Source organism: Microbacterium sp. NPDC078428 (genome assembly GCF_044542535.1).
Lineage (GTDB): Bacteria > Actinomycetota > Actinomycetes > Actinomycetales > Microbacteriaceae > Microbacterium > Microbacterium limosum.
Genome location: NZ_JBITUP010000004.1, coordinates 44,413 through 69,781 on the forward strand (window position 1 = coordinate 44,413; position 25,369 = coordinate 69,781).

Consider the following 25,369-nt stretch of genomic DNA (forward strand, 5'->3'; position numbering starts at 1 on the left):
GCCGTCGGGTGGTGTCTCGGCGCGGATGTGGTGTCTCGCTGAGAGGGGGCGCGGCAAGGGGCGGGGGCGTCAGCTGTGGTGGCGACCGCGGGGCAGCACGAGCGGGGCGCCCGAGACCGGGTCGGGGATGACGGTGCAGTCGAGGTCGAGCACTTCGCGCACGATCTTCGGCGAGATGACCTCGGCGGGGCTTCCCGACGCGTGGATGCGGCCCTCGTGCACGGCGATGAGATGGTCCGCGTAGCGGGCGGCGAGGTTGAGGTCGTGCAGGACCATGACGATCGTCGTGCCGCGGGTGCGGTTGAGGTCGGTGAGCAGGTCGAGCACCTCGATCTGGTGCGTCACGTCGAGGAAGGTGGTCGGCTCGTCCAGCAGCAGGATATCGGTCTGCTGCGCGAGCGCCATCGCGATCCAGACCCGCTGACGCTGCCCGCCCGAGAGCTCGTCGACCGCGCGGTCGGCGAGATCGGCGATGCCCGTGGCATCCAGCGCCTCGGCCACGGCCGCGTAGTCGTCGGCGCTCCAACGCGCGAGGAAGCGCTGATGCGGATGCCGGCCGCGGCCGACGAGGTCGGTCACGACGATGCCCTCGGGGGCGGTGGGGCTCTGGGGGAGCAGCCCCAGGCGTCGCGCGACCTCGCGGGAGGAGAGGCGGTGGATCTCCTCCCCGTCGAGCATGACGGCGCCCTCCCGCGGGCGGATCAGGCGCGCGAGCGCCCGCAGCACCGTGGACTTCCCGCATCCGTTCGCGCCGACGATCGCGGTGATGCGGCCCTCGGGGACCGTGAGATCCATGTTCCGCACGACCTCGCGATCGCCGTAGGCGAGGGTGAGCCCCTCGGCGGCAAGGCGGTGGTGTTCGATCACAGGGAGCCTCCCGCGCGATTGGTGCGAATGAGCAGGTAGATGAGGAAGGGCGCGCCGAGCACGCCCGTGATGACCCCGACGGGGTAGCGGGTGCCGAAGGCGAACTGCCCGACGAGGTCTGCCAGCAGCACCAGGAGCGCGCCGACGAGCGCCGAGGGCAGCAGCAGCGAGCCGCCCGGGCCGACCAGGCGGGCGGCGATGGGGCCGGCCATGAACGCGACGAACGCGATCGGGCCGCTCGCCGCGGTGGCGAAGGCCAGCAGGATGACGGCGGCCAGGATCATGAGCAGGCGGGTGCGGTCGGTGCGCACGCCGAGGGATGCAGCCGAGTCGTCGCCGAGGTGGAGGGCGCCGAAGGAGCGCCCCGCGCCGGTCAGGAGCGATCCGAACACCACGACGACGAGGATGAGCGGGAGGATGCGCTCCCACGTCGCCCCGTTGAGGCTTCCCGTGAGCCACTGCATGGCCGTCTGGAGGTCCCACGCCGCGGCGCGGGAGAGCAGGTAGGTCACGACGCTGTCGAGCATCGCGCCGACGCCGATGCCGATGAGTATCAGTCGCGTCCCCGCGAAGCCCGCCTTGTACGAGAGCAGGTAGATGGCGCCTGCGGTGGCGAGTGCGGCGACGAGCGCGAAGGCCGACACCCCGGTGTCGCCGAGCCCCAGGGTTACCCCCGCGAAGACGGCGGCCGCGCTCGCTCCCGCGCTGATGCCGATGACATCCGGCGAGGCGAGCGGATTGCGCAGCAGTGTCTGGAACGTCACGCCCGCGAGGCCGAAGGCCGCGCCCGCGAAGAGCCCGAGCGTGGCGCGCGGAAGCCGCAGCGTGCCGACGGTGAACGAGGCACCCGGCACCTGCTGCCCGAGGATGACGGCGATGACCTCGCCCGGCGAGTAGAACGTTTGCCCGATCATGAGCGTCGCGGCGTAGGCGGCGAGCACGGCGACCGCGAGGCATCCGATCACGACGGCGCGTCGACGGGCCCGGTGGCGGCGTCCGGCCACGACGGCGCCGACGGTCGTCGTGGCGGTGGGGGCGGTGTCGACGGTCATAGCTCGCGCACCCTCTGCCGGCGGACGATCCAGATGAAGACGGGGGCGCCGATGAGGGCCGTGACGATCCCGACCTCGATCTCCTCGGGGCGCGTGATGAGGCGACCGACGATGTCGGCGAAGGTGAGCAACGCCGCGCCCGCGATCGCCGAGAACGGTAGCAGCCAGCGGTGGTCGCCTCCCACGAGCAGGCGGCACAGGTGGGGGATGACGAGGCCTACGAAGCCGATCGGCCCCGCGATCGCGGTGGCGGCGCCGGCGAGGATGACGGCGCCGACGGCGGCGAGCAGCCGTGCCCGGCCCACCCGTACGCCGAGACCGGCGGCCATGTCGTCGCCGAGCGCGAGGGAGTTCATGCTCCGGGCGCTGACGAGGCAGATGAACGCGCCGAACGCGAGGAACGGGGCGACGATCGCGATGCGGTCCCAGCTGGCGCCCCCCACCCCGCCGATCTGCCAGAAGCGGAACGTCTCGAGGATGTCGACGCGGGGCAGCAGGATGGCGCTCACGAGCGACGTGAACGCCGCCGCGGACGCCGCCCCCGCGAGGGCGAGCTTGAGGGGAGTGGCGCCCCCGCGCCCCGCCGAGCCGACCGCATAGACGAACACGGCGGCGAGGGCTGCTCCGATCGTCGCGACGCCGATGTAGGAGTAGGGGTTGCTGAGGCCGAAGAACGCGATGCCGATGACGACCGCCAGCGCGGCGCCGGGGCTGATGCCGAGGATGCCGGGGTCTGCGAGCGGATTGCGCGTGACGGCCTGCATCGCCGCGCCCGAGAGCGCGAGCGCGGCGCCGACGAGCATCGCGAGCACCGTGCGGGGGACGCGGAGCACGACGGCGGCCTCGCCGATGCCCCCGGCATCCCCGCGCATCGCCGCGAGGATCTCGGTCAGCGACACATCCCGCACGCCGAAGGCGACCGATGCGACGAAGAGCACCGCGAGGAGCGCGACGCCGGCGCCGAGCCACGCCAGACGGACGGCCGCCGGTCGCCGCAGTGCGGCGGTGCCAGGCGGCCGTCCGGGTGCCGTGGTGGCGGTGCTCACCCGTTCTGCGAGAGGGGAGCGGCGAGCAGCGCGAAGTAGTCGCCGATGCCCCAGCCGATCGAGAGCGGGGAGGGGTTCGCCGAGGCGGCCAGCGGCGTCGAGTTCTCCAGCACGGCGATCTGCCCGTTCGCGATCGCGGGGATCTGCGACAGCAGCGGGTCGGCCTTGATCGCCTCGACGAGCGCGCCGTCGGCCTCGCCGTAGGTGACGAAGAGGTCCACGTCCGCGAAGCGGTCGGCCTCCTCCGCGCTGACCATCAGGTAGAACTCCTCCGTGCCGGCGGACTCCTCCGCGACGATCTCCGGCGTGGGCAGCCCGATCGACTCGAGGAATCCGGGGCGCGTGTCGTGGCTCGTGTAGAACCCGATCTGGCTGAGGTCGGTCGGGTCGATGTAGGAGAAGAGCACCTTCTTGCCCTCGAGTGCCGGGTTGGCCGCGAGGGCGTCGGAGACCTCCGCCTGCAGATCGGCGATGAGCTGCTCGCCCTCCTCGGCGAGTCCGATGGCCTCGGAGTTCATGCGGATCATGTCCTCGACCGAGGTGCCCCACGGGACGTCGGGGTAGGCCACGACGGGAGCGATCTGCGACAGCGTGTCGTATTCCTCCTGCGTCAGGCCGGAGTAGGAGGCCAGGATCACGTCGGGCTGCGTGTCGGCCACGGCCTCGAAGTCGATGCCGTCCGTCTCGTCGAAGAGCACCGGCGTCTCGGCGCCCAGCTCGTCGAGCGCATCCTCGACCCAGGGCAGCACGCCGTCGTTGTCGTCGTCGCCCCACGTCGCCTCGCTCATGCCGACCGGCACGACGCCCAGGGCGAGGGGGACCTCGTGGTTGGCCCATGCGACCGTGGCGACCCGCTCGGGCTTGTCCTCGATGACGGTCTCGCCGTAGGCGTGCTCGATCGTGACGGGGAAGCCGGACCCGGACTCGGTCGACTCGGCGGCCGAGTCGGAGGCGGGGGTGGAGCAGGCGGTGAGGGCGAGTGCGGCGACGGCGGCCAGCGCGACGGGCGCGACGCGACGGGAGAGGGTCATCGGGATTCCTTCAGGGGCTGTGCTGCCAGGCGTGTGCTTAGGCAAGCCTAACCATACCTCAACGGTCCGCGTGTGGCGATCCCGTCAGGACATCTCGGGCCGGCCGGCGCGCCAGTACCCCATGAAGGCCACGGCGTGCCGATCGACGCCGCGCTCGGACACGAGGTGACGGCGGAGCTCCTTGATGGGGGATGCCTCGCCGGCGAGCCAGGCGAAGAACGGCGCGTGCCCCAGCGGCTCGCCCTTGGCGTCGTGGGGGACCTCCCACAGCATCACGCTGTCGATGTCGACGTCCTCGAGCTCCGCGACGGGCGTGCGCGTGCCGTCGAGCACGCGCTCGGCGGCCGCACGCACGGCGGGGACGAGCTCCGACCCGACGGGACGATCGCCTCGGGCGACGACGACGACCTCGACGCCGGCGGGTGCGGGGCTGAGCGCCGCCGCGTCGTCCGGGTGGGGCACCTCGATGACGGCCGTCCCCTGCACGAGGGGGTCGAGGCGCTCGAAGATGCCGGAGACGGCCGGCAGCGCGGTCTCGTCGGCGGCGATGAGCACGCGACGCGCCTCGGTCGGCGGTCGCCAGTCCACGCCGCCGTGGAAGTCGCCCTCGAATCCGCGGTGCGGAACGCAGACGATCAGTTCGTCGCCTGGCTTGGCGTCGAGGGCCCATGCGGAGGCGGGTCCGATGCGGCCGTGCAGGGCGATGTCGACGTCGAACTCGGATGCCTCGGGGCGCACCTCGCGCACGGTGTAGGTGCGCATGATCGGTCGCACGGCGTTGTCCAGCTGCCGCCACGCGAGATACCAGTCGTCGCCGGGGGGCATCGCATCGAGCCCGACTCCCGGGACGGGGAAGAGAATCTTGAACCGCTGGTCGAGCCGGTTGTCGGCGACCGAGGCCAGTTCGGGGCCGGTCAGGGTGAAGCGCCGGAACGTCGGGCTCAGCGCCTCGATGCGAGCGACCGAGGCTCGCATCGGCACGTGGGCGATGTGGGGGGAGCGGGTCAGCGTGTTCACTTAGGGCAGGCTAACCGAACTGGCGCGGATCTGCCAGTTCGGTTTCCACCGTCAGCGCAGCTCGGACTGTCGCCGTGCCACGATCCGCTCGACGCGGGGGAACAGCGGGTGATCCGTCGGGAGACCCGTGATGGCGGTCGTCGCGGCCGCGGCATCCTGATCGCGCAGCAGCTGCTGGAGCTGCGCGACCTGCTCGTCTGCGGGGTCGTCGAACGCCAGGGCGGCGCCCATCGCATCGACGAGGGCGTCCACCGGCAGTCCGCGCTCGGCGGCCTCGGCGGCGGGACCCACGAAACGCTCGTGTCGCGAGAGCTTGCGCAGCGGCTGCCGGCCCACCCGGCCCACCGTGTCGGGGAGTGCGGGGTTGCGGAAGCGTCCCAGGATCGTCGCGCGGTACTCCGACAGGTGGGCGGGGTCGAGCTCGTGCTTGGCGGCCAGGAGCGCCGAGGTCTCCTCGAGCACGGCCGACACGCGCTCGGCGATCGCGGGGTCCGCGAGCGCGTCGGAGATCTTCTCCGCGCCCGCGAGCGCACCGTAGTACGCGGTCGTGGCGTGCCCGGTGTTGACCGTGAAGAGCTTGCGCTCGATGTACGGGGTGAGGTCGTCGACGAAGTGCGCGCCGGGTATCGCCGGCGGGTTCGACCCGAACGGGCCCCGCTCGATCGCCCATTCGTAGAAGGGCTCGACCGTGACATCCACCCCGGGGTTGTCCTGCGGGGCCGGAACGATGCGGTCGACGGCCGTGTTGGCGAACACGGCCCGCGCGGAGATCGCGTCCCAGGCCTCCGCCGCCTGGTCCCGGATGTGGTCCCGCAGGGTGTCGGTCGCGCCGATGGCGTTCTCGCACGCCATGATCTGCAGCGGGGGCGACGACGGGTCGCGCAGTGCGAGACCCGCGAGGATGAGCGGGGCGACGAAGCGGAGCACGGTCGGGCCGACCGCGGTGGTCACGACGTTCGCGCCCGCGATCTCGTCGATGACGGCCTGGGGGTCTTCGGCGCTGTTGATCGCGCGGAAGCCCGTCACCGTCTTGTCGGTGCCGCCCTCGCCGACCTCGTGCACCGTGTACGAGTCGTGGGCGTTGATGGCGTCGACGAGATCCGCCGCGACGTCGGAGAAGACGAGTTCGTACCCGCCCTCGTGCAGGAGCAGCCCGACGAAGCCGCGGCCGATGTTGCCGGCGCCGAAGTGAACCGCCTTCACGACTCGTTCACCGCCGAGAGGAGCGAGAAGAGCTCATCGGGGGAGGAAGCGGCCTTCAGCTTCGCGACCTCGTCCTCGTCGGAGAAGAGGATGGCGATCTGCGACAGGATCTCCAGGTGCTCGTCGCCCTTGCCGGCGATCCCGATCACGAACGTGACGTGCTCGCCGCCCCAATCGATCCCGCCGTCGTAGCGGACCACCGAGAGGCCGGACTCGAGGATCGCGTCCTTCGTCTCGTTCGTGCCGTGCGGGATCGCGAGCTCGTTGCCCATGTACGTCGAGACGGTCTGCTCGCGCAGCTGCATCGCGTCGAAGTAGGCGGTCGTGACGCACCCGGCCGCTTCGAGGATGTCGGCGGCCTCCTTCATCGCCTCTTCGCGCGTTGCGGATCCTGCGTGGATGCGAACCTGACCCAGGGAGAGGACGTCACGTGCCATGTCATTGCCTTTCGTTGAAGAGCTGTCGCATCCCCGTCGTGACGGCCGCAGGTGACGCGGCGGGCACCGCGGGGAAGCGGATGCCGAGACAGAAGCAGTGGGGTCGGGGGCGTCACGCCGCCCGACCCCACCGCGTTCAGTGCCTACGCACCATCCTGGTGCTGATCGCGCACGAGATCCACGACCTCGTCGTACTTCGGCGAGTTCATGAAATTGTCGACCGACACGTGGATCGCGTCGGGCGTCTGGTGCCGGGCGCGGTCGGTGAGCTGGTTCTGCGTGATCACGAGATCGGCGGAGGCATCCAGGTTCGCGATCGCCTTGTTGGTCACCGTGACGTCCTCGATGCCCGCCTTCTTGATCTTGTTGCGCAGCACGCTCGCGCCCATGGCGGAGGAGCCCATGCCGGCGTCGCACGCGAAGACGATCGTCCTCACCTGCCTCGTCGTGACGGCTCCGCCGTCCAGGCGGCCGCCGGTGTCGGCCTCGCTTTCGAGGCGGTCCACCGCCTCGCCGGCCTCGCGCACGGCTTCGCGGTCACGGCCGTCGGACGCCCGCAGGGCGTCGAGGGCTGCCGAGGACTTGCCCTTGTTGGCCGCGGTCTGCGAAACCGCCGCGGCGAACTCGTCGCCCTCCGCGAGCAGGTCGCGCTTGCGCGTCGCGCGCAGGATGACCGACGCGATCACGAAGCTCACCGCCGCCGAGAGGATGACCGAGAGGATCACGCCGACGTAGCTGTCGCTGGCCGTCTGGGCGATCACCGCGAAGATGCTGCCCGGAGCGGCCGGCGCACGCAGGCCCGCGTCGAAGATCATGTTCGTGGTGACGCCCGTCATGCCGCCGGCGATCAGCGCGACGATCAGTACCGGCTTCATCAGTGCGAAGGGGAAGTACACCTCGTGGATGCCGCCGAAGAACTGGATCACCGCGGCACCGGGAGCCGAGGCGCGGGCCGCGCCGATCCCGAAGATCGTGAACGCGAGCAGCAGGCCGACGCCGGGACCGGGGTTGGCCTCGAGGAGGAACAGGATCGACTTGCCGTCCTCCGCCGCCTGGCTGATGCCGAGCGGCGTGAGCACGCCGTGGTTGATGGCGTTGTTCAGGAAGAAGACCTTCGCGGGCTCGATGATGATACTGGTCAGCGGGAGCAGATTCGTCTCGACGAGCCAGTTCACCGCCGTGCTCAGCACGTTCATGATGCCGTTGACCAGCCAGGCGACGGGGAAGAAGCCCACGATGGCCATCACGAAGCCCCAGATGCCGGCCGAGAACATGTTGACCAGCATCTCGAAGCCGGCCTTGATCTTGCCGTCCCAGAGGCTGTCGAGCCAGCGCATCGTGTAGGCCGCGAGCGGTCCCATGATCATCGCGCCGATGAACATGTGGATCTGGCCGAGCGGGGCCTCGCCCTCGGGGAGCGTGGCGTTGAAGTTGGCGATGAGCAGGTCGGAGCCCGCGATCGCACCCATCACCGCGATGGAGGCGACGACGCCTCCGCGGATCTTGTAGACCATGTAGCCGGCCGTGTAGGCGATGAGGATCGGCAGCAGGTAGTGGATGATCGGGCCGACCATCGTGGAGAGGTCGGCGTTGGGGGTCCAGCCGACCGGGATGAAGAACGCCGTGATGATGCCCCACGCGATCAGCGCGGGGATGTTCGGCATGATCATGCCGGAGAGGAACGTGCCGAATCGCTGGACCGCGACCCGGGCACCGCCCCTCTGCGCGGCAGGTGACGTCGTCGTCATGACTGTGTCTCTTTCTCTCAGTGAGCGGCGGGGGCCGCGTGTGGGGTGGCGGCCTGCTGGGCCGCCTGTCGGGCTGCGGCCGCGTCGTCCGCGGCCAGGGCGGCCTCGGCGATGCGGCGGGCATCGTCGAGGGAGTGGGTGAGCAGAGTCGCGCGCACGTCGGCCAGCGCGGTCGGGGCCATCGACAGGCTCGTGGCGCCGAGGCCGACCAGGACCACCGCGAGCAGCGGGTCGGCCGCGGCCTCACCGCAGATTCCGACGGGCTTGCCGGCGGCGCCGCCCGCGGCACCGACCTCGCGGATCAGCCGCAGCACGGCGGGGTGCCACGGGTCCTGGAAGGAGGCGACCGACCCCAGCAGCCGGTCGGCCGCGAGGGTGTACTGCGTCAGGTCGTTCGTGCCGATCGAGGCGAAGTCGGCGTGGGGGAGCACGCGGTCGGCGAGGAGGGCGCTGGAGGGCACCTCCACCATGACGCCGGCCGTCTTGACGCCGTACTCGCGCGCGAGCGAGACGAAGTACTCGGTCTCCTCGACGGTGGACACCATCGGCGCCATGACCCACAGGTCGGCGGATGTCGCGGCATCCGCCTCGGCCAGGGCGGTGAGCTGCTCGCGCAGGATGTCCTCGCTCGCGCGCAGCGCGCGCAGGCCGCGAAGCCCGAGCGCGGGGTTCTCCTCGTGGGCGTCGTTGAGGAACGGCAGGGGCTTGTCCGCCCCCGCATCGAGCACGCGCACGACGACCTTCTTGCCGGGGAACGCCTCCAGCAGCTGCGTGTACGCGGCCCTCTGCTGCGCGACGGTGGGTGCCTGGCTGTGGCTGAGGAAGAGGAACTCGGTGCGGAAGAGCCCCACGCCCTCGGCGCCCAGCTCGACCGCCTCGGCGGCGCCGGCGGGGGAGCCGAGGTTCGCCAGGAGCGGGATCGCCGTGCCGTCGGCGAGCGCGCCCGGTGTCACGGGCGCGTCGGCCGCGGCCGCGCGCTGAGCGGCACGGTTCTGCGCTCGCGAGAGCTCCTCGGCCGTCGGGTTCCGCACGACGACGTCCGCCGCGGCATCCACGATCACGTTCTCACCGTCGGCGAGGTCCTTCGCGCCAGCGACGCCGACGACCGCGACGATCGCCTTCTCCCGGGCCAGGATCGCCGTGTGGGAGGTCGGTCCGCCCTCGGTGGTCACGAGCGCGAGAACCTTGTCCAGGTCGAGCAGCGCCGTGTCCGCGGGGGCGAGGTCCTTCGCGACGAGGACGAACGGATGCCCCGGATCGGGCACCCCGGGCGCGGGAACCCCCCGCAGGCGCGCGATGACGCGCTGGGCGACGTCGTCGAGATCGGCCGCACGCTCGCCGAGATAGCCGCCGACGGCCTCCAGCTGCGTGCGGAAGGAGTGGAAGGCGTCGTACACGGCGAACTCCGCCGTCTTGCCGGCGGCGATGCGCGCGTCGAGCTCCTCCTCGAGGGTCGGGTCCTCGGCCATCATGGCCTGCGCCTCGAGAACCTCCTGCGCGGCTCCGCCCGCGGCCGCCCCGCGCTCCTCGAGTTCCCGTGCCACCGCGGCGACGGCATCGCGCACGCGCGCCGTCTCCTCCGCGGCGGTCAGCTCGCTCGCGACGTCGGCGGGCGCCGGCAGCGGCTCGGCCATGCGGGCCACCGGACCCTGGGCGACGCCCAGCCCGATGCCCACGCCTCTCAGCTCGGCCATGCTCACGCGGCGTCGTGGTCGGTCGTGAGCAGCTCGGCGAGCGCGTCGAGCGTCTTCTCGCCCGCGCTGTCGTCGTCGGTCTCGACCGCGAGGGTCACGTAGTCGCCCTGCTCCACGCCGAGCGAGATGACGCCCAGAATGCTGGCGGCGTTGACCGGCTTGCCCGAGTCCTTGGCGACCGTGACGGGCATGCCCGCCTCCTTCGCTGCTTGCGCGAAGAGCTTCGCGGGGCGCGCGTGGAGTCCATGGGACGAGCCGATGCGGACGGTGCGGGAGATTTCGGCCATGGTGGGGTTCCTTCCGGTCAGGCGTTCGGGTCGGTGGGTGCGCCGCTCAGGAGCGGCCGCACCAGGTCGAGGGTTCGGGTGCCGTCGAGGTCGGAGAAGACATCGTCGGGCAGGGCGAGCACCGGGACGCTCCGGTGAGCGCTCTGGGCGTGGACACGGGGCATCTCGTCCCGCAGGTGGGGCCCGAGCAGGAGGATGTCGGCCGAGTCGATGTCGATCGGGAGCGATTCGCGCGTTCCGGCGACCGCGTGCAGGGCGATGCCCTGCGACTGGGCGGCGCGGCGCAGCCGCATGGCGACGAACGTGCTGGACGCGCCCGCGCTGCACACAACGAGGATCCTCATCGATCCGGTCACCTCCTCCGTAGACCTATCCTGCGAGGATGCTGGGAGCGGGTAAAGGCATACCGTCTTCCGCTCCGGCGGAAACCGCCTCGCATACGCGTGATTGACTGGGGCCACGGGCGTGGGTGGTCGCGCCCGAGGAGAGGGACGGACAACGCAGTGACCAGGGCGCGTCAGGACCGCGTCGTCGCGCTGCTCGCCCGCGACCGCGGGTGGGTCACCGCGGCGACTCTCGCCGACGCGCTCGGCGTCACTCCCCGCAGCATCCGCACATATGTCACCGCGGTGAATGCGCGGGCGGGTGCCGCAGATGCGATCGAGTCCGGACCGCACGGCTACCGGATCGATCCCGCCGCGCTGCCGCGTCTGCGCGAGACGGGAGCCGAGACCGGCACGCCCCGCGACCGGCTCCACTCCCTCGTCCGCACCCTCGTCGACGCCGATGACGGGATCGACGTGCACGAGACCGCGGCTCGCCTCTACGTGAGCGACGCGACCTTCGACGGCGACCTGGCGCGCGTGCGCGGGCTCATCGCCGGCGGGGGGCTCGTGCTCGAGCGCCAGGGCACGCGGGTGAGGCTGAAGGGGCCGGAGGAGGCGCAGCGGCGCCTGCTGAGCCGTCTCGTGCACGACGAGATGGATGCCGGTGCCCTCGACATGCCCCTGCTGCGTCGCTCCCTCGGCGCCGAGTACGTCGATCCCGACGCGCTGCAGGCCTTCAAGTCGGCGCTCGTGGCGGAACTGCCCGCGCTCGGGTACTACGTCAACGAGTACGGCATCACCGACGTCCTGCTGCACGTGGCCATCGCCGTCGACCGCACGCGTCGGCGGCGCACGATCGAGGAGCCGGGCGCCGCCTCGCCGCCCGCGGACCGGATCGCCGAGGTCGTCGGCGCGCTCGCCGAGAGCCACTTCGACGTCAGCCTGGGCGCCGCCGACACGCAGCACCTGGCCACGCTTCTCCTGACGCGTGTCGTCGCCCCCGCAGCCGAGGGCGAGAACGATCCGCGTGAGCGGTTGGATCCGCAGGTCGAGGGCGCCGTGCGGGACGCGGTCGATCGCGCCGCCGCGGAGTTCGCCGTCGATCTCGGGCACGACGACTTCGTCCTGCGCCTCGCCCTGCACGTGCAGAACCTGCTGCACCGCGCGCGGGTGGGCGCATGGTCGCGCAATCCACTCACCCGCTCGATCAAGTCGAGCTATCCGATGATCTTCGAGGTCGCGGTCTTCATCGCCGTGCAGCTGCGGGAGAGCCTCGGGCTCGACCTGCAGGACGACGAGCTGGCATACATCGCCATGCACGTGGGAGGGCGTCTCGAGCGCAGCCGCCGCGCCGACGCGATCGTGACCGCCACCATCGTGTGCCCGGGCTACTACGAGCTCCACGAGCTGCTGCGCTCGAGCGTCGTGCGCTCCCTCGGGCAGGACATCGAGGTCGTCTCGGTCGAGACCCGGGCCGACCCCGACTGGGCCGCGCTCGGCACCGACGTCATCCTCACGACGATCGCCGCGCCCGCGGCATCCGACCGCGTCGTGCAGGTGCAGCCCTTCCTGACCGAGTCCGATGTGGAGCGCGTGCGGGGCGCGGCGGCCCGTGTGCGTCGCGGCCGGCGGCTCGCGCGACTGCGCGCCGAGCTGGAGCAGTACATGGATGCCGCGTCGTTCGTGCGCGGATTCGAGGGGATGGGCGACGAGGAGTCCGCGATCCGGAGGCTGGGCTCGCTGCTTGTGGCCCGCGGCGTGATCGACGACGACTACATCGAGCGCACGATCGAGCGGGAGCGGCTGTCGTCGACGGCCTTCACGGATGCCCTCGCGGTTCCTCACGCGCTGACGATGACGGCGACGCGCACGGCGATCGCCGTGGCGGTGTCGGAGCAGTCGACGGGGTGGGGCGAGAACCGCGTGCAGGTTGTCGCGCTCGTGGCGTTCAGCGAGAGCGACCGCGCGGCGTTCCAGACGATCTTCGAGCAGCTTGTCGAGGTGTTCTCCGAGCGCGACAGCGTGCAGCGCATCGTGCGCCGTGGCGTCGACTATGCCGGATTCATCGACGAGCTCGTCGCGGTCATCGACGGCTGAGCGCCGCCCCCGTACAGTGGGGGCGGCGCGATGCGAGGAGGACGATGGCGGAGCGGACGGTGATCGTGACCGCGGCCGAGGGGCTCCATGCGCGCCCCGCGGCGGAATTCGTCCGGCTCGCCCACGCCCACCCCGGCGCGGTCGTCGTGCGCGCGCCGGGTCGCGAGCCGGTCGACGGCGCGAGCATCCTGGGCGTCATGACCCTCGGGGTGGACCGGGGGGAATCCATCGTCGTCTCGGTCGAGGGCGCCGACGCGGAGGCGCTCCTGGACCGGCTGGAAGCGCTGCTCGACCCCGCCTGAGGGCGCGGTCAGCGCGCATGCGCGGCGAGGCGTGCGCGGAGGCCGGTGCGTACCGCGGGCCACTCGATGCGTGCCGCCCTTTGCTCTGGGGCAGGTCGTGTGCTGCGGGGCAGGTTGTGTCGTGCCCCACAGCACACAACTTGCCCCGGTTCGCGGCGCGGGGACGGGACCCGGGTTCACGCGCGGCGTGCGGGGACGATGGAGAACTGCGCGAGGCGGGCACCGAGGGTCTGCGCCGTGACGATGTGCGCCGAACCCCACCGCGCGTAGCGTCGCTGGGTGGTGCCCCGGATCCAGTCCTCGCGCCACTTCTCCTCGAGGAGGGCCTGTTCGCTCGTGCGGCCGTTGAGGTATCGCGGGTCGAGATACTTGCCCTCGCCGTCGAACTCGCCGAAGGCGTCGACGTCGTCGAGCCCGAAGTCGACGAAGTATCGGATGCCGCGCGGCCCGGGAACCTCTACCTGCAACCGCGGGGAGGCGAAGCCCAGCCGGAGGAGATAGAGGCGGCTGACGCTCTCGCCGGGCAGCTGCGCCCGCGGGTCGGCGAACTCGATGATGCGGGCGCTGCGCTTCCCACCGCGCGCGAGGGCCGCGGCATGGTCGAGCGCCCGCTGCCTCAGGACCACGACACGCGGGTGATCCGCGCTTCGCGATGCGGATCGGAGCGCGGCATCCGCGACGGTCACGGCGGTCTCCGCCGACTCGGAGCGCGCGACGTCCGCCATCGTGCGTGCGAGGTCGGTCAGTAACAGGCCCCTCACCCGCGTGACGCCCGCATCGAGCTCGCCGCGGTGACGGGCGACACCCGGCGTCTGACCCTTGCGCGACTCGCTGATGACGGTGTGCACCGTGTCGCTGCGTGTCCGGAACAGCGGCAGGCCGTGCACGGCCGCCGCGGTGGTGTGGGAGAAGAGCGGCTCGTCGCCGGCAACCGACGCCCATGCGCGTGCCCGAACGATCGCCCGGCCCTCGGGGCGCAATGCGCGCCACTCGTCCCCGCGCGCGAGCACCCCTCGGCGAACCCGCACGAAGACCCCGTCATCCACGAGCCGGCGTACCTGGCGCGTGGTCGTTCCGGCCCGGTGGAGGGTGCGTGAGGGTGTCAGCTCAGCCGTGAAGGGATCGATCATCCGATCACTGTGGGGCCTTCGGCGCGACGGCGGCTCCCGCGCGGCGTCTCCCCGGGATCGATCGACGAGGGAGGTACGGGGGAGGAGGGCCGCACCCGGTAGCTCTGGGGCAGATTGTGTGCCGTGGGGCAGGTTATGTCGTGCCCCACAGCACACAATCTGCCCCGCAGCGCGAGGGGCCCGGGCTCAGGACGCCAGGGCCCGGGCGGCCTCCTCGAGGCGGGCGAGGCGTCCCGCGGCGTCCTCTGCGGAATCCGCCCGGACGTCGAGGTAGATCTTGAGCTTGGGCTCCGTGCCGCTCGGGCGCACGATGACGCGCGACCCGTCGTCGAGCGTGTAGCGCAGCACGTCGCCCGGCACCGTCCCGTCGGTGGGGCGCAGCAGGTCGTCGGCGCGCAGGATGCCGACGCCGCCGAACTCCGACGGCGGCTGCGCACGCAGCCGCGCCATGACGTCGGCGATGATGCGCAGGTCGGTCACCCGCACCGAGACCTGGCCGCTGCGGAAATGACCGAAGCGCGACGCGAGCTCCTCGAGCATGCCGGCGAGCGAAGACCCCTCCGCCCGCGCCGCGGCGGCCAGGCCGAGGACGGCGACCGCGGCCGAGATGCCGTCCTTGTCGCGCACGGTCTCGGGGTTGACGAGGTACCCGAGCGCCTCCTCGAAGCCGAAGACGATGCCGGGGGCTCGCGAGATCCACTTGAAGCCCGTGAGCGTCTCGTGGAAGTCGAGCCCGTAGTGCCGGGCGATCTCCCCGAGTCCGGGCGACGAGACGAGCGAGCAGGCGAGGGATGCCCCGGCGGTCGCACCGGCGTCTCGTGCCGCGCGTGCCGCCCGCCAGCCCAGGAGCAGGCCGACCTCGTTGCCGGAGAGCACGCGATAGCCGCCCTCGGCGTCCACCGGAACGGCCACGGCGAGCCGGTCGGCGTCCGGGTCGTTCGCCAGCACGAGGTCGGCGCGGACCCGCCGCGCCTCCTCGAGGGCGAGGTCCATGGCGCCCGGCTCCTCCGGGTTGGGGAACGAGACCGTCGGGAACGAGGCGTCCGGGTGCAACTGGGCCTCGACGGGGTGCGGCGCGGGGTATCCGGCGCGCTCGACGATCCGCGAGAGCGTCTCCCACCCGACGCCGTGCATCGCCGTGTACACCCACCGCAGCGCGTCCGCCCCGGCGGGCGCGGGGGCGACGGCGGCCGTGGCGCGGGCGTAGGCGTCGACGACGGACTCGGGCGCCGTCTCGTATCCGGTGGATCGCGGGAGAAGCGGCACCCGCTCGGTGGTCGCGACCCGCTCGATGTGCGCCGCGATCTCGGCATCGGAGGGCGAGACGATCTGGGCGCCCCGGTCCGCGCCCCCGAGGTAGACCTTGTATCCGTTGTCCTCCGGGGGATTGTGGCTCGCGGTGACCATCACGCCGGCATCGGCGCTGAGGTGGCGCACCGCGAAGGCGAGCACCGGCGTCGGGAGCAGGCGGGGCAGGAGGATGGCGCGCAGCCCCGCGCCGGCGAAGATCTCCGCCGAGTCGCGGGCGAAGACGTCGGAGTTGCGTCGCCCGTCGTAGCCGATGACGACGGAGGGTGTCGCGCCGTCGTCGGCGCGCTCGCGCAGATAGGCGGCCAGCCCCGCGGCGGCCTGGGCGACGAGGACGCGGTTCATCCGGTTGCTGCCCGCCCCCAGCGCCCCCCGCAGGCCCGCCGTCCCGAACGCCAGACGCGCGCCGAACCGGTCGGCGAGGTCCGCGGATGCCGCGGCGTCACCCGCGTCGGCGGCGGCGATGAGCGCCTCCAGCTCCGCGCGGGTCTGCGGGTCGGGATCCTGCGCGAGCCAGGCGTGCGCGGCCGCGAGGGATGCCGCGGCATCCGCCCCGTTCACATCGCCCCGATCACGCGGGCCAGGAGGGACGAGATCACCGGCTCGGCCTCGCGGCCGGCCTCGATGACCTCCTGGTGGCTCAGGGGCGTGCTCTGGATGCCGGCGGCCATGTTCGTGATCAGCGAGAAGCCCAGCACCTCCATGTCCGACTGCCGTGCCGCGATCGCCTCGAGCGCCGTCGACATCCCCACGATGTGCCCGCCGATCGCCTTCGCCATACGCACCTCGGCCGGGGTCTCGTACTGGGGTCCGCGGAACTGGCAGTACACGCCTTCGTCGAGGGAGGGGTCGATCGTGCGCGCCAGGTCGCGCAGGCGCTGCGCGTAGAGGTCGGTCAGGTCGATGAACGTCGCACCCTCGAGCGGGGACGCCGCGGTGAGGTTGATGTGGTCGCTGATCAGCACGGGCTGTCCCGGCTTCCAGGCGCCCTTGATGCCTCCGGCGCCGTTGGTGAGCACCATGGTGCGCGCGCCGGTCGCCGCCGCCGCGCGCACGCTGTGCACGACGCGACGCACGCCGTGGCCCTCGTAGTAGTGGGTGCGCGCGCCGATCACGAGCACGCGCTTGCCGCGCGGGGTGACGACGCTTCGGAGCGTCCCCCCGTGCCCCTCCAGCGCGGGGCGCGAGAAGCCGGTCACCTCGGTGGCGGGGAACTGGGCCACGGTCTCGCCGATGAGCTCTGCGGCCTTCCCCCAGCCCGACCCGAGCGTGAGCGCGATGTCGTGCTGCTCCACGCCCGTCAGGCGCGCGATGTCGTCCGCCGCGCGTCCGGCGACCTCGAAGGGGTCGGCGGTCGGGTCATCCAGCGGATTGATGATGTGCTCTGGCATGGGTCCACTTTAGGAACAGCGGGAGCCACCGGCCAGCCACGCCGCACGGTGCCCCGTGTGTCGGATGACACAATGGGGTGCATGCCGGGTGAGTTCGAGACGACACAGCGGATCGCGATCATCGGTGGGGGGCCGGGCGGGTACGAAGCGGCGCTCGCCGGGGCGCAGCTGGGGGCGGAGGTGACGCTCATCGAGCGCGCGGGCGTCGGCGGGTCTGCCGTGATCACCGATGTCGTGCCGTCGAAGACCCTGATCGCGACGGCGGATGCCGCGTCGGCGATCAAGGAGGCGAGCGACCTCGGCGTGCAGTTCTACACGCGCGGCGGCGACGGGAAGGCGAGCCGGCCCGAGGTCGCCATCAATCTCTCCGCTATCAACAAGCGGCTCCTGGCGCTGGCTCGGCAGCAGTCCGAGGACATGCGTCAGAGCCTCGCTGACGCGGGCGTTCGCATCATCTCCGGCCACGGGCGTCTCGAGGGCCGCGATGCGGTCATCGTGTCCACCGGTCCGGGAGGCACCGACTTCGACCGCGTCGAGGCCGACACCTTCGTCGTGACGGTCGGGGCGTCGCCGCGCGAGCTCCCGAACGCCATGCCCGACGGGGAGCGCATCCTCACGTGGACCCAGCTGTATGACATGCCCTCGTTGCCCGAGCACCTCATCGTCGTGGGATCGGGTGTGACGGGAGCCGAATTCGCTTCCGCGTATATGAACCTGGGTGCGAAAGTCACGCTCGTCTCGAGTCGCGATCAGGTCCTCCCCGGGGAGGATGCGGATGCCGCAGCCGTGCTCGAGAACGTGTTCAAGCGCGGCGGGATGACGCTGCTGTCGAAGGCCCGCGCCGAGTCGGTGACCCGCGAGGGGGACGGCGTCGTCGTGGCGCTCGCCGACGGCCGCCGCATCGAGGGCAGCCACTGCCTCATGGCGGTCGGATCCATCCCCAACACGGCGGGGATCGGGCTGGAGCAGGCGGGGGTCCAGCTCACCGACTCCGGTCACATCCGCGTCAACCGCGTCGCGCGCACGTCGGTGCCGAACATCTACGCCGCCGGCGACTGCACGACGTTCGTGCCGCTCGCCTCGGTGGCCTCGATGCAGGGCCGCACGGCGGTCTTCCACGCGCTCGGGGATGTCGTCATCCCCGTCGAGCGCCGCCGCATCGCCGCGAACATCTTCACCGCCCCCGAGATCGCCACGGTCGGCTGGTCGGAGGCCGACATCGTCGAGGGCCGCATCGAGGGTGTCGTGCACAAGCTGCCGCTGTCGGCCAACCCGCGCGCGAAGATGATGGGCATCAAGGACGGGTTCGTGAAGATCATGGCCCGCAAGGGTTCGGGCACCGTCATCGGCGGCGTGATCATCGGCCCGAAGGCCTCCGAGCTGATCTACCCGATCGCCGTCGCCGTCGACCGGCGCCTGAGCGTCGATCAGCTCTCGCGCGCCTTCGCCGTCTATCCCTCCCTGACGGGCAGCATCACGGATGCCGCGCGGGCGATGCACATCGTCGACCGCGACCACGAGCAGTACTGACCCGCGGCATCCGCGGGCCTGGCGTCCGCTCGGGACGCCCGTGCGTCAGGAGATCGTCAGAAGCTGGTGGCCGGCCGACACGGTCGTGCCGGGGCTCGCGTCGATCGCGCCGATCGTGCCGTCCTTGTGGGCCTGGATCGGCTGCTCCATCTTCATGGCTTCGAGCACGACGACGAGGTCGCCCTTGACGACCTGCTGGCCCTCCGCGACGGCGATCTTGACGATCGTCGCCTGCATGGGGGAGCGCACGGCGTCGCCGGATGCCCCCGCCACGACGCTCGTCGCGTGGCTGCGCCGTGACGGCGGCACGGCGGCGGGCCGGCCGGCCGTCCCGACGGGCTGCGCGACCCGGTCGGGCAGGCTCACCTCGAGGCGCTTGCCGCCGACCTCGACGACGACGGTGTGGCGGCCCTGGTCGGGCGCCGTGTCGCCGAGCTCGCCGTCCCACGGCGGGATGTCGTTGTCGAACTCGGTCTCGATCCAGCGCGTGTACACGCCGAACCGGCCGTCCTCGGCGGTGAAGGCGGGGTCGCGCACGACCTTGCGGTGGAACGGCAGCACGGTGGGCATGCCGGCGACCTCGAACTCGTCGAGGGCGCGCCGCGCGCGGCTGAGCGCCTCGGCGCGGTCGCGGCCGGTCACGATGATCTTCGCCAGCAGCGAGTCGAAGGCCCCGCTGACGCTGTCGCCGGCCGTGACACCGGAGTCGAGCCGGATGCCGGGGCCGCCGAACGTCTTGAAGACGTGGATGGGGCCGGGCTGGGGCAGGAAGCCGCGGCCCGGGTCCTCCCCGTTGATGCGGAACTCGATGGAGTGGCCCGTCACCTCGGGGTCGTCGTAGTCCAGCAGCCCGCCCTCGGCGAGCCGGAACTGCTCGCGGACGAGGTCGAGCCCCGTGACCTCCTCCGAGACGGGGTGCTCGACCTGCAGGCGGGTGTTGACCTCGAGGAAGGAGATCGTGCCGTCGGCGCCGATGAGGAACTCGCAGGTCCCCGCCCCGACGTAGCCGACCTCGCGGAGGATCGCCTTCGACGCGTCGTAGAGCACGCGCGTCTGCTCCTCGGTGAGGAAGGGGGCGGGCGCCTCTTCGACGAGCTTCTGGTGGCGGCGCTGCAGCGAGCAGTCGCGGGTCGAGACGACGACCACGTTGCCCGCGGCATCCGCGAGGCACTGCGTCTCGACATGGCGCGGCTTGTCGAGGTACTTCTCGACGAAGCACTCGCCGCGCCCGAAGGCCGTGACCGCCTCGCGCGTCGCCGACTCGAACATCTCGGCGATCTCGTCGAACTCCCTCGCGACCTTGAGGCCGCGCCCGCCGCCGCCGTAGGCGGCCTTGATCGCGATCGGCAGGCCGTACTCGCGGGCGAAGGCGACGACCTCGTCGGCCGAGTCCACGGGGCCGGGGGTCCCGGGAGCGAGGGGGGCCCCCACCTTCTCGGCGACGTGGCGCGCGGTGACCTTGTCGCCCAGCGCGTCGATGGCGTCGGGCGAGGGGCCGATCCATGTCAGGCCCGCCTCGATCACGGCGCGCGCGAACGCGGCGTTCTCGGCGAGGAAGCCGTAGCCGGGGTGCACCGCATCGGCGCCGGAGCGTCTCGCGACGGAGAGGATCTTCTCGATCGAGAGGTACGTCTCGGCGCTGGTGGCACCCCCGAGGGCGTACGCCTCGTCGGCGAGCCGCGCGTGCAGCGCATCCCGATCCTGGTCGGCGTAGACGGCAACCGAGGCGATTCCGCTGTCGCGGGTGGCTCGGATGATACGGACGGCGATCTCGCCGCGGTTGGCGATGAGGACCTTGCCGATCTGAGGCATGAGTGTCAGCCTACCGACGCGCGGGGTCCCTCCTTTGCGCCACTCCCACAAAACACTCCCGGAGGCGTGGGGAGATCCCTACAAGTCCCGCCACAGGCGGGTCCAGTCCACTCCCAGCTCGCGCACCAGCCTCCGCAGCGTGGACAGCGACATCCCGACCACCGTGGAGGGGTCTCCCTCCACCCTCGTGATGAACGCGCTCCCGAGGCTGTCGACCGTGAACGCACCCGCGACGTTCAGGGGTTCACCGGTCGCGACATAGGCGGCGATCTCGTCGTCCGTGACGTCGTCGGCGAAGGTCACCGATGCCTCGGCGACGGCGTGCTCCTCGCGCGCGCCGGCGCCGGGGGAGATGCGGAACACGGAATGCCCCGAGTGCAGCACGCCGGTGCGTCCGCGCATGCCCTCCCAGCGGGCGCGGGCGTTCGCGGGGGTGTGCGGCTTTCCGAGCACCTCGCCGTCGAGCTCGAACATCGAGTCGCCTCCCACGACGAGGCCGTCGAAGGAGGGGTCCTCCTCGGCGAGGCGCGCCGCGACATCCGCCGCCTTGCGCCGTGCCAGCAGCAGGACGTGCTCGGCCGGCTCGAGGATGCGGGACTCGGCCGCCTCCACGGCGGCGATGACCGCCTCCTCGTCGACGTCGGGCGCCATCGTGAGGGGCTCGATGCCGGCCTGGCGCAGCAGCATGAGGCGTGCGGGCGAGGTGGAGGCGAGGCAGAGACGCATGGGGCTACCGTAGCCGGGCTGTGGAATGCTCGACGCGTGGAAGAGCCAGCCGTCCTCGAGCTCGAGATCACCGACGTCGCGCACGGAGGGATCGTCGTCGCGCGCCACGACGGGCGGGTGGTCTTCGTCTCCGACGCGATCCCCGGCGAGCGCGTGAGGGCGCGGGTGGCGGATGCCTCCAAGGCGTCGTTCTGGCGCGCCGACACGCTCGAGGTGCTCGAGGCTTCCCCCGACCGGCGGGCACGGCATGTGTGGCCGGAGGCTGATCTGGCCCGCGATCCTCGCGACCGTCCGGGCGGCGCGGATTTCGGGCACATCACGCTCGAGCGGCAGCGCGCGCTGAAGGCCGACGTGCTGCGCGATGCGCTCCGCAGGTTCGGCGGCGTCGGGTGGGATGTCGAGGTGGAGCCGGTGAGCGGCGAGGACGCCGAGGGGCGGGGGTGGCGGACGAGACTCAGCCTCCACGTCGACGCCGAGGGCGCCGTCGGCCCCGTCGCGGCGCGCAGCCACCGCGTCGTCCCCGTGGCGACCCATCCCCTCGCGACGCCCGAGATCTCCGCCGCGGCGGCCGCGCTTCCGCCTGCCGCGCCGGGCCGCGTGGACCTGGTGCAGCCCGGCGACGGCCGAGTCCGGATCGTCCCGCGACCCGACCGACCGGGCAGGTCGCGGCACTCCCCACGACGCGGCACGGATGACGCGGGGAGCGAGGTCGTCGTGGAGGAGGCGGCGGGCCGATCCTTCGCCCTCGACGCGGGCGGCTTCTGGCAGGTGCACCGCGGTGCGGCACGCACGCTCGCGGGCGCCGTGGCGGAGGCGTTGCGCGGCGCCTCCTTCGAGCCGCAGGCGGCCAACCTCGACCTGTACGGGGGAGTGGGGCTCTTCGCCGGCGTCATGGCGGATGTCGGGGGCCCAGGCACACGGGTCGTCACCGTCGAGTCGGCCCCGCGCGCCACCTCGCACGCCGTCCGCAACCTCGCCGACGCCGCCGGCGTCGAGGCCGTCACGGCGCGGGTGGATCGGTATCTGGCGGGCGCGGAACCCGCTCCACGGGCCGAGCGCCAAGCCGCGACGGTCCTCCTCGACCCGCCGCGGGCAGGCGCCGGCACGGCGGTCGTGGAGGCGATCGCCGCCCGGGAGCCGCGCACCGTCCTCTACGTGGCGTGCGACCCCGTCGCGCTCGCGCGCGATATGCGCACCTTCGGGCTGCACGGCTACGAGCCCACGAGCGTGAGGGCCTTCGACCTCTTCCCCAACTCACACCACGTCGAGGCGCTCGCGGTGCTGCAGCGGCGACGCTGACGGCCCGACCGTGGCGGGCCTCGCCCGGCCCGTTAGTCTGGTCGCATGACGAGGGTCGCGCTGATCGATGATCACGAATCCGTGCGCCTGGGACTGGAGGCCGCGCTGGAGCGCGTCGGCCACGACCTCGTCTTCTCCGGGGCCACCGTGGACGACTACCTGCAGTGGCGGTATCGCGAGCGCTCGGCTCCCGCCGATGTGGTCGTGCTGGATCTGAGCCTCGGCGACGGTTCCACCGTGACCCAGAACGTGACGCGCGTGGTCTCCGACGGGTCGAGCGTCATCATCCACTCCGTGGCCGACCGGCCGGCGGCCGTGCGCGAGGCCCTCATGGCCGGGGCGGCGGGGGTCGTGAGCAAGAGCTCGCCCACCGGCGGCGTGATGGATGCGATCGGCACGGTCGCGCGCGGCGAGAGTCTCGACAACGTCGAATGGGCGAGCGCCATCGAGGGCGATCGTGCGTTCGCCGACGCGCAGCTGTCGGCAAGGGAGCGGGAGGTGCTCCGCCTGTACGCCGCGGGGCTGCCGCTGAAGGTCGTCGCCGACCGGCTGGGGGTCGCCTACTCCACGGCCAAGGAGAACATCACCCGCGTGCGGGTCAAGTACGTCGAGGTCGGCCGCCCCGCCCCGACGAAGGTGGATCTGCTGCGCCGGGCGATGGAGGACGGACTCGTTCAGCCCTCGGAGGAGGGCTCCGGTGTCGATTGACGCCGGTGCTCCCCCGACGGACCGCGCCTGGGGGCACATCCCCCAGGGCCGCTTCGCGGCGGCATGGCAGGGGACCTTCACGCGGCGGCGGATCGAACGGATCACCGGGATCGCCGTGGCGGTCGCGAGCCTGGCCCTCGGCATCCAGTCGCTGATCCTCGCGATCTCGAACGACGGCGGGCTGCGACCGGGGTGGAAGATCCCCCTGCTGGTCATCACGTTCGGGTCGCTCGCGGTGATGGTCGTCGCGTGCATGTTCGAGCGCACCGCCCGGGTCGTCGCGGGCGCGTTCGCGATCCTCTTCGTCGGGCTCCTCGCGGTGTGGCCGATCGCGACCGCGGGGGTGCCCATCAGCCCCACCCCCGAACCGTGGCCGTGGTATCTCATCAACGTCGCGACGATCGCGGCGGTCATCGCCTTTCCGCCGGCGCTGCAGATCGGCTGGACGATCGCGACGCCCCTGCTCTACGGCGTGGTTCGCATCGTGCAGGGCGACTTCGCCCCCGATTTCTGGATAGCGCTGCTCTTCGAAGTGCCTTATTCGCTGATCCTCGGCGTGCTCCTGCTCACGCTCGTGACGATCTTCCGGCGCATGGCCTCCGGCGTGGACCGCGAGCGGGCGCGCACCGTCGAGGGCTACGCCAAGGCCGCCGCGGCGGAGGCGGCGCAGGAGGAGCGGGTCGCGGTGTCCGCCCTCATGCACGACAGCGTGCTCGCGGCGCTCATCGCCGCGGAGCGGGCCGACGGGCCGCGGGCGCGCTCCCTCGCCGTGTCGATGGCGAGAGAGGCGCTGGAGGGGCTCGCGGAAGTGGATTCCCCAGAGGCCGAAGCCGCCGCCCAGACCCAGAGCTTCGCAGGGCTGGCCCGCGGCATCCAGGTCTCCATGGCGGACATGGGGGTGCGGCTCGTGGTGCGCGTGGAGGGCGACGGCGACGAGCCGTCCATCCCCGGTGCGGTGGCCGCGGCCTTCGTCCGCGCGAGCGCGCAGGCCGCGGCGAACGCCGTTCAGCACGCCGAAGGGAAGGGGCTCACCGCGCTCGTGCGGCGGCCCGAGTCGCTCGCCCCCGAAATGCCGGGAGTGGAGATCGTCGTCTCCGACACGGGCGCAGGGTTCGACATCGACGCGGTCCCCGACGACCGGCTGGGGATCAGCGCCTCGATCCTCGCCCGTGTCGCAGCCGTGGGCGGCACCGCCCGTATCGAGTCCTCGCCGCGCGGGACCATCGTCACGCTGACGTGGCGGCAGGAGGCGTCGTGACCGTCCGCGCCGTGCTATCCGTCCTCGCCATAGCCTTCGCCGCCTACCAGGCGGCGAGGGGCATCATCTGGACGCCGGAGATGCCGGATCGTCCGTGGCTGCTGATCGCGGCCATCTCGCTGTATCTCGTCACCACTGCGGTCTGCGTCGCGGTCACTCCGCGCACGCCCCCTGGCGAGCCGCGCCGGGCGGAGCCCATGCCATGGTGGGCGGCGATCCTCGCGCTCGTGGTCGCCGGCGTGGTTCCCACGGCCACCGGGCTGGCCCTCGGCGACGGGGGCGCTCGCACGGCGACCTACGGCACGTGGTACGTCGGCGGGCTCGGGGCTCTCATGGTCGTCGTCATGGTGCGGCGGCGCACCGCGTCCGCGTGGATCGGCGCGGTCCTGCTCTCGGTCGGGGCGATGGTGTGGCTCGGACCGCTCGATGCCCTCGGGCAGGGGCTCGTCGGCTCCATCGTGTGGATCGGGGTCGCGCACCTCCTGGTCTTCCTCATCGATCGGGCGGAACGGGACGCCGACCAGCTCGCCGAGCTCCAGGCCGTCACGTCCTCGTGGGAGGCGGCGCAGGAGGGACGCGAGCGGGAGCGGCGCGTGCAGGTGCAGCGGGCGCTCGCGGTGGGCGGACCAATCCTCACACGGGTCATCGCGATGCACGGCGTCCTCTCCGACGACGAGAGGCGGGAAGCGGCGATCGCCGAGGCTCGACTGCGCGACGAACTGCGCGGTCCGCGGCTTCTCGACGACGCCGTGCGAGCCGAGATCGACGCGGCCCGGCGCCGCGGTGCCCAGGTGAGCGTGTTCGACGAGGGCGGCCTCGAGGGCGTCACGGACGACGCGCTCCGTGCGATCAGGCAGGAGCTCGCCGACACACTACGGGGCTCGACCTCGAGCCGCATCATCATCAGGACCTCGCCGGATGCGCAGATCGCGGTGACGGTCGTCGGCCGACTCCTCGTGGACGAGTCGGGTGACGACGCGGTCGACCTGTGGCGCGAGATCAGGCATCCGGGCCGGTAGGCGGACACCCCGAAGCGGCGCTCCGGCGGGGGGACGAACCGGAGCGACGCGTTCGGATGAAGAAGGAGAGGGGCGGCGAAG

General features: G+C 72.1%; 23 protein-coding genes. 7 read left to right on the forward strand and 16 right to left on the reverse strand.

What is annotated here, in order from left to right:
* Positions 1-69: 69 nt before the first annotated feature.
* From ACIGCK_RS08685 to ACIGCK_RS08735, 11 genes are all read right to left on the reverse strand, one after another.
* On the reverse strand, positions 70-867 hold the full coding sequence (locus tag ACIGCK_RS08685) for an ABC transporter ATP-binding protein (protein WP_396665392.1): 798 nt from the start codon (positions 865-867) through the stop codon (positions 70-72).
* Complete coding sequence (locus tag ACIGCK_RS08690) at positions 864-1,919, reverse strand: FecCD family ABC transporter permease (protein ID WP_396665394.1); 1,056 nt, start codon at positions 1,917-1,919, stop codon at positions 864-866. Before ACIGCK_RS08690 ends, ACIGCK_RS08685 begins: the two co-directional genes overlap by 4 nt.
* On the reverse strand, positions 1,916-2,965 hold the full coding sequence (locus ACIGCK_RS08695) for a FecCD family ABC transporter permease (protein ID WP_396665396.1): 1,050 nt from the start codon (positions 2,963-2,965) through the stop codon (positions 1,916-1,918). The genes ACIGCK_RS08690 and ACIGCK_RS08695 overlap by 4 nt, the downstream gene beginning before the upstream one ends.
* Positions 2,962-3,996 carry an iron-siderophore ABC transporter substrate-binding protein gene (locus tag ACIGCK_RS08700; protein ID WP_396665398.1) on the reverse strand — a complete coding sequence of 345 codons (1,035 nt, stop codon included), beginning with the start codon at positions 3,994-3,996 and terminating at the stop codon, positions 2,962-2,964. The genes ACIGCK_RS08695 and ACIGCK_RS08700 overlap by 4 nt, the downstream gene beginning before the upstream one ends.
* A gap of 84 nt (positions 3,997-4,080) precedes the next feature.
* Positions 4,081-5,013 (reverse strand): siderophore-interacting protein, encoded by a 933-nt coding sequence (locus ACIGCK_RS08705; RefSeq protein WP_396665400.1) that lies wholly within the window; start codon positions 5,011-5,013, stop codon positions 4,081-4,083.
* Positions 5,014-5,064: 51 nt separating this feature from the next.
* Positions 5,065-6,216, reverse strand: a complete 1,152-nt coding sequence (locus ACIGCK_RS08710; protein WP_330169996.1) for a mannitol-1-phosphate 5-dehydrogenase — start codon at positions 6,214-6,216, stop codon at positions 5,065-5,067.
* A complete protein-coding gene (locus ACIGCK_RS08715) occupies positions 6,213-6,653 on the reverse strand; it encodes a PTS sugar transporter subunit IIA (RefSeq protein ID WP_330169995.1) in 441 nt (146 codons plus the stop codon). Before ACIGCK_RS08715 ends, ACIGCK_RS08710 begins: the two co-directional genes overlap by 4 nt.
* A 143-nt stretch (positions 6,654-6,796) precedes the next feature.
* Positions 6,797-8,401 carry a PTS mannitol transporter subunit IICB gene (locus tag ACIGCK_RS08720; protein WP_396665401.1) on the reverse strand — a complete coding sequence of 535 codons (1,605 nt, stop codon included), beginning with the start codon at positions 8,399-8,401 and terminating at the stop codon, positions 6,797-6,799.
* Positions 8,402-8,418: 17 nt separating this feature from the next.
* Positions 8,419-10,095 (reverse strand): phosphoenolpyruvate--protein phosphotransferase, encoded by a 1,677-nt coding sequence (gene ptsP, locus ACIGCK_RS08725; RefSeq protein ID WP_396665403.1) that lies wholly within the window; start codon positions 10,093-10,095, stop codon positions 8,419-8,421.
* Between the two features lie 2 nt (positions 10,096-10,097).
* Complete coding sequence (locus tag ACIGCK_RS08730; protein ID WP_396665405.1) at positions 10,098-10,382, reverse strand: HPr family phosphocarrier protein; 285 nt, start codon at positions 10,380-10,382, stop codon at positions 10,098-10,100.
* 17 nt (positions 10,383-10,399) lie between these two features.
* Complete coding sequence (locus ACIGCK_RS08735; RefSeq protein ID WP_396665407.1) at positions 10,400-10,726, reverse strand: PTS sugar transporter subunit IIB; 327 nt, start codon at positions 10,724-10,726, stop codon at positions 10,400-10,402.
* A gap of 159 nt (positions 10,727-10,885) precedes the next feature.
* On the opposite strand from ACIGCK_RS08735, the gene ACIGCK_RS08740 reads away from it, so the two are divergent.
* Together ACIGCK_RS08740 and ACIGCK_RS08745 are read left to right on the forward strand one after the other, a co-directional pair.
* Positions 10,886-12,805, forward strand: coding sequence for a BglG family transcription antiterminator (locus tag ACIGCK_RS08740; RefSeq protein WP_396665408.1), 1,920 nt, complete (start codon positions 10,886-10,888; stop codon positions 12,803-12,805).
* Between the two features lie 44 nt (positions 12,806-12,849).
* Positions 12,850-13,107, forward strand: coding sequence for an HPr family phosphocarrier protein (locus ACIGCK_RS08745; RefSeq protein WP_330169989.1), 258 nt, complete (start codon positions 12,850-12,852; stop codon positions 13,105-13,107).
* A gap of 176 nt (positions 13,108-13,283) precedes the next feature.
* Here the strand turns inward: ACIGCK_RS08745 and ACIGCK_RS08750 are convergent, their stop codons facing one another.
* From ACIGCK_RS08750 to ACIGCK_RS08760, 3 genes are all read right to left on the reverse strand, one after another.
* Positions 13,284-14,237, reverse strand: a complete 954-nt coding sequence (locus ACIGCK_RS08750) for a hypothetical protein (protein ID WP_396665410.1) — start codon at positions 14,235-14,237, stop codon at positions 13,284-13,286.
* A gap of 186 nt (positions 14,238-14,423) precedes the next feature.
* Positions 14,424-16,106: a phospho-sugar mutase gene (locus ACIGCK_RS08755; protein WP_396665412.1), complete on the reverse strand. Its 1,683-nt coding sequence runs from the start codon at positions 16,104-16,106 to the stop codon at positions 14,424-14,426.
* A complete protein-coding gene (locus tag ACIGCK_RS08760) occupies positions 16,103-16,936 on the reverse strand; it encodes a purine-nucleoside phosphorylase (protein ID WP_330169986.1) in 834 nt (277 codons plus the stop codon). The genes ACIGCK_RS08755 and ACIGCK_RS08760 overlap by 4 nt, the downstream gene beginning before the upstream one ends.
* An 81-nt stretch (positions 16,937-17,017) precedes the next feature.
* On the opposite strand from ACIGCK_RS08760, the gene ACIGCK_RS08765 reads away from it, so the two are divergent.
* On the forward strand, positions 17,018-18,466 hold the full coding sequence (locus ACIGCK_RS08765) for an NAD(P)H-quinone dehydrogenase (RefSeq protein ID WP_396665413.1): 1,449 nt from the start codon (positions 17,018-17,020) through the stop codon (positions 18,464-18,466).
* A gap of 45 nt (positions 18,467-18,511) precedes the next feature.
* On the opposite strand, the gene ACIGCK_RS08770 is transcribed toward ACIGCK_RS08765, so the two are convergent.
* On the reverse strand, positions 18,512-20,278 hold the full coding sequence (locus ACIGCK_RS08770; protein WP_330169984.1) for a biotin carboxylase N-terminal domain-containing protein: 1,767 nt from the start codon (positions 20,276-20,278) through the stop codon (positions 18,512-18,514).
* A 78-nt stretch (positions 20,279-20,356) separates the two neighbouring features.
* Entirely contained in the window at positions 20,357-21,004 is a 648-nt protein-coding gene (locus ACIGCK_RS08775) for a Maf family protein (RefSeq protein WP_396665766.1), read from the reverse strand.
* A 36-nt stretch (positions 21,005-21,040) separates the two neighbouring features.
* On the opposite strand from ACIGCK_RS08775, the gene ACIGCK_RS08780 reads away from it, so the two are divergent.
* From ACIGCK_RS08780 to ACIGCK_RS08795, 4 genes are read left to right on the forward strand one after another with little or no spacing between them, the layout of a single operon-like run.
* Positions 21,041-22,303: a class I SAM-dependent RNA methyltransferase gene (locus ACIGCK_RS08780; RefSeq protein ID WP_396665416.1), complete on the forward strand. Its 1,263-nt coding sequence runs from the start codon at positions 21,041-21,043 to the stop codon at positions 22,301-22,303.
* A 45-nt stretch (positions 22,304-22,348) separates the two neighbouring features.
* The gene (locus ACIGCK_RS08785) at positions 22,349-23,011 is read left to right on the forward strand and encodes a response regulator (protein ID WP_396665418.1); all 663 of its coding nucleotides are present in this window, start codon (positions 22,349-22,351) and stop codon (positions 23,009-23,011) included.
* On the forward strand, positions 23,001-24,269 hold the full coding sequence (locus ACIGCK_RS08790; protein ID WP_396665419.1) for an ATP-binding protein: 1,269 nt from the start codon (positions 23,001-23,003) through the stop codon (positions 24,267-24,269). Before ACIGCK_RS08785 ends, ACIGCK_RS08790 begins: the two co-directional genes overlap by 11 nt.
* Positions 24,266-25,288: a hypothetical protein gene (locus ACIGCK_RS08795; RefSeq protein WP_396665420.1), complete on the forward strand. Its 1,023-nt coding sequence runs from the start codon at positions 24,266-24,268 to the stop codon at positions 25,286-25,288. The genes ACIGCK_RS08790 and ACIGCK_RS08795 overlap by 4 nt, the downstream gene beginning before the upstream one ends.
* Positions 25,289-25,369: the final 81 nt, after the last annotated feature.

What these genes read in the sequence shown, in the direction of transcription:
- ACIGCK_RS08690 (WP_396665394.1), bottom strand. Translation starts at nt 1,919, where the DNA reads ATGACCGTCGACACCGCCCCCACCGCCACGACGACCGTCGGCGCCGTC.
- ACIGCK_RS08700 (WP_396665398.1), bottom strand. Translation starts at nt 3,996, where the DNA reads ATGACCCTCTCCCGTCGCGTCGCGCCCGTCGCGCTGGCCGCCGTCGCC.
- ACIGCK_RS08715 (WP_330169995.1), bottom strand. Translation starts at nt 6,653, where the DNA reads ATGGCACGTGACGTCCTCTCCCTGGGTCAGGTTCGCATCCACGCAGGA.
- ACIGCK_RS08720 (WP_396665401.1), bottom strand. Translation starts at nt 8,401, where the DNA reads ATGACGACGACGTCACCTGCCGCGCAGAGGGGCGGTGCCCGGGTCGCG.
- ptsP (WP_396665403.1), bottom strand. Translation starts at nt 10,095, where the DNA reads ATGGCCGAGCTGAGAGGCGTGGGCATCGGGCTGGGCGTCGCCCAGGGT.
- ACIGCK_RS08730 (WP_396665405.1), bottom strand. Translation starts at nt 10,382, where the DNA reads ATGGCCGAAATCTCCCGCACCGTCCGCATCGGCTCGTCCCATGGACTC.
- ACIGCK_RS08735 (WP_396665407.1), bottom strand. Translation starts at nt 10,726, where the DNA reads ATGAGGATCCTCGTTGTGTGCAGCGCGGGCGCGTCCAGCACGTTCGTC.
- ACIGCK_RS08745 (WP_330169989.1), top strand. Translation starts at nt 12,850, where the DNA reads ATGGCGGAGCGGACGGTGATCGTGACCGCGGCCGAGGGGCTCCATGCG.
- ACIGCK_RS08750 (WP_396665410.1), bottom strand. Translation starts at nt 14,237, where the DNA reads ATGATCGATCCCTTCACGGCTGAGCTGACACCCTCACGCACCCTCCAC.
- ACIGCK_RS08760 (WP_330169986.1), bottom strand. Translation starts at nt 16,936, where the DNA reads ATGCCAGAGCACATCATCAATCCGCTGGATGACCCGACCGCCGACCCC.
- ACIGCK_RS08765 (WP_396665413.1), top strand. Translation starts at nt 17,018, where the DNA reads ATGCCGGGTGAGTTCGAGACGACACAGCGGATCGCGATCATCGGTGGG.
- ACIGCK_RS08770 (WP_330169984.1), bottom strand. Translation starts at nt 20,278, where the DNA reads ATGCCTCAGATCGGCAAGGTCCTCATCGCCAACCGCGGCGAGATCGCC.
- ACIGCK_RS08775 (WP_396665766.1), bottom strand. Translation starts at nt 21,004, where the DNA reads ATGCGTCTCTGCCTCGCCTCCACCTCGCCCGCACGCCTCATGCTGCTG.
- ACIGCK_RS08785 (WP_396665418.1), top strand. Translation starts at nt 22,349, where the DNA reads ATGACGAGGGTCGCGCTGATCGATGATCACGAATCCGTGCGCCTGGGA.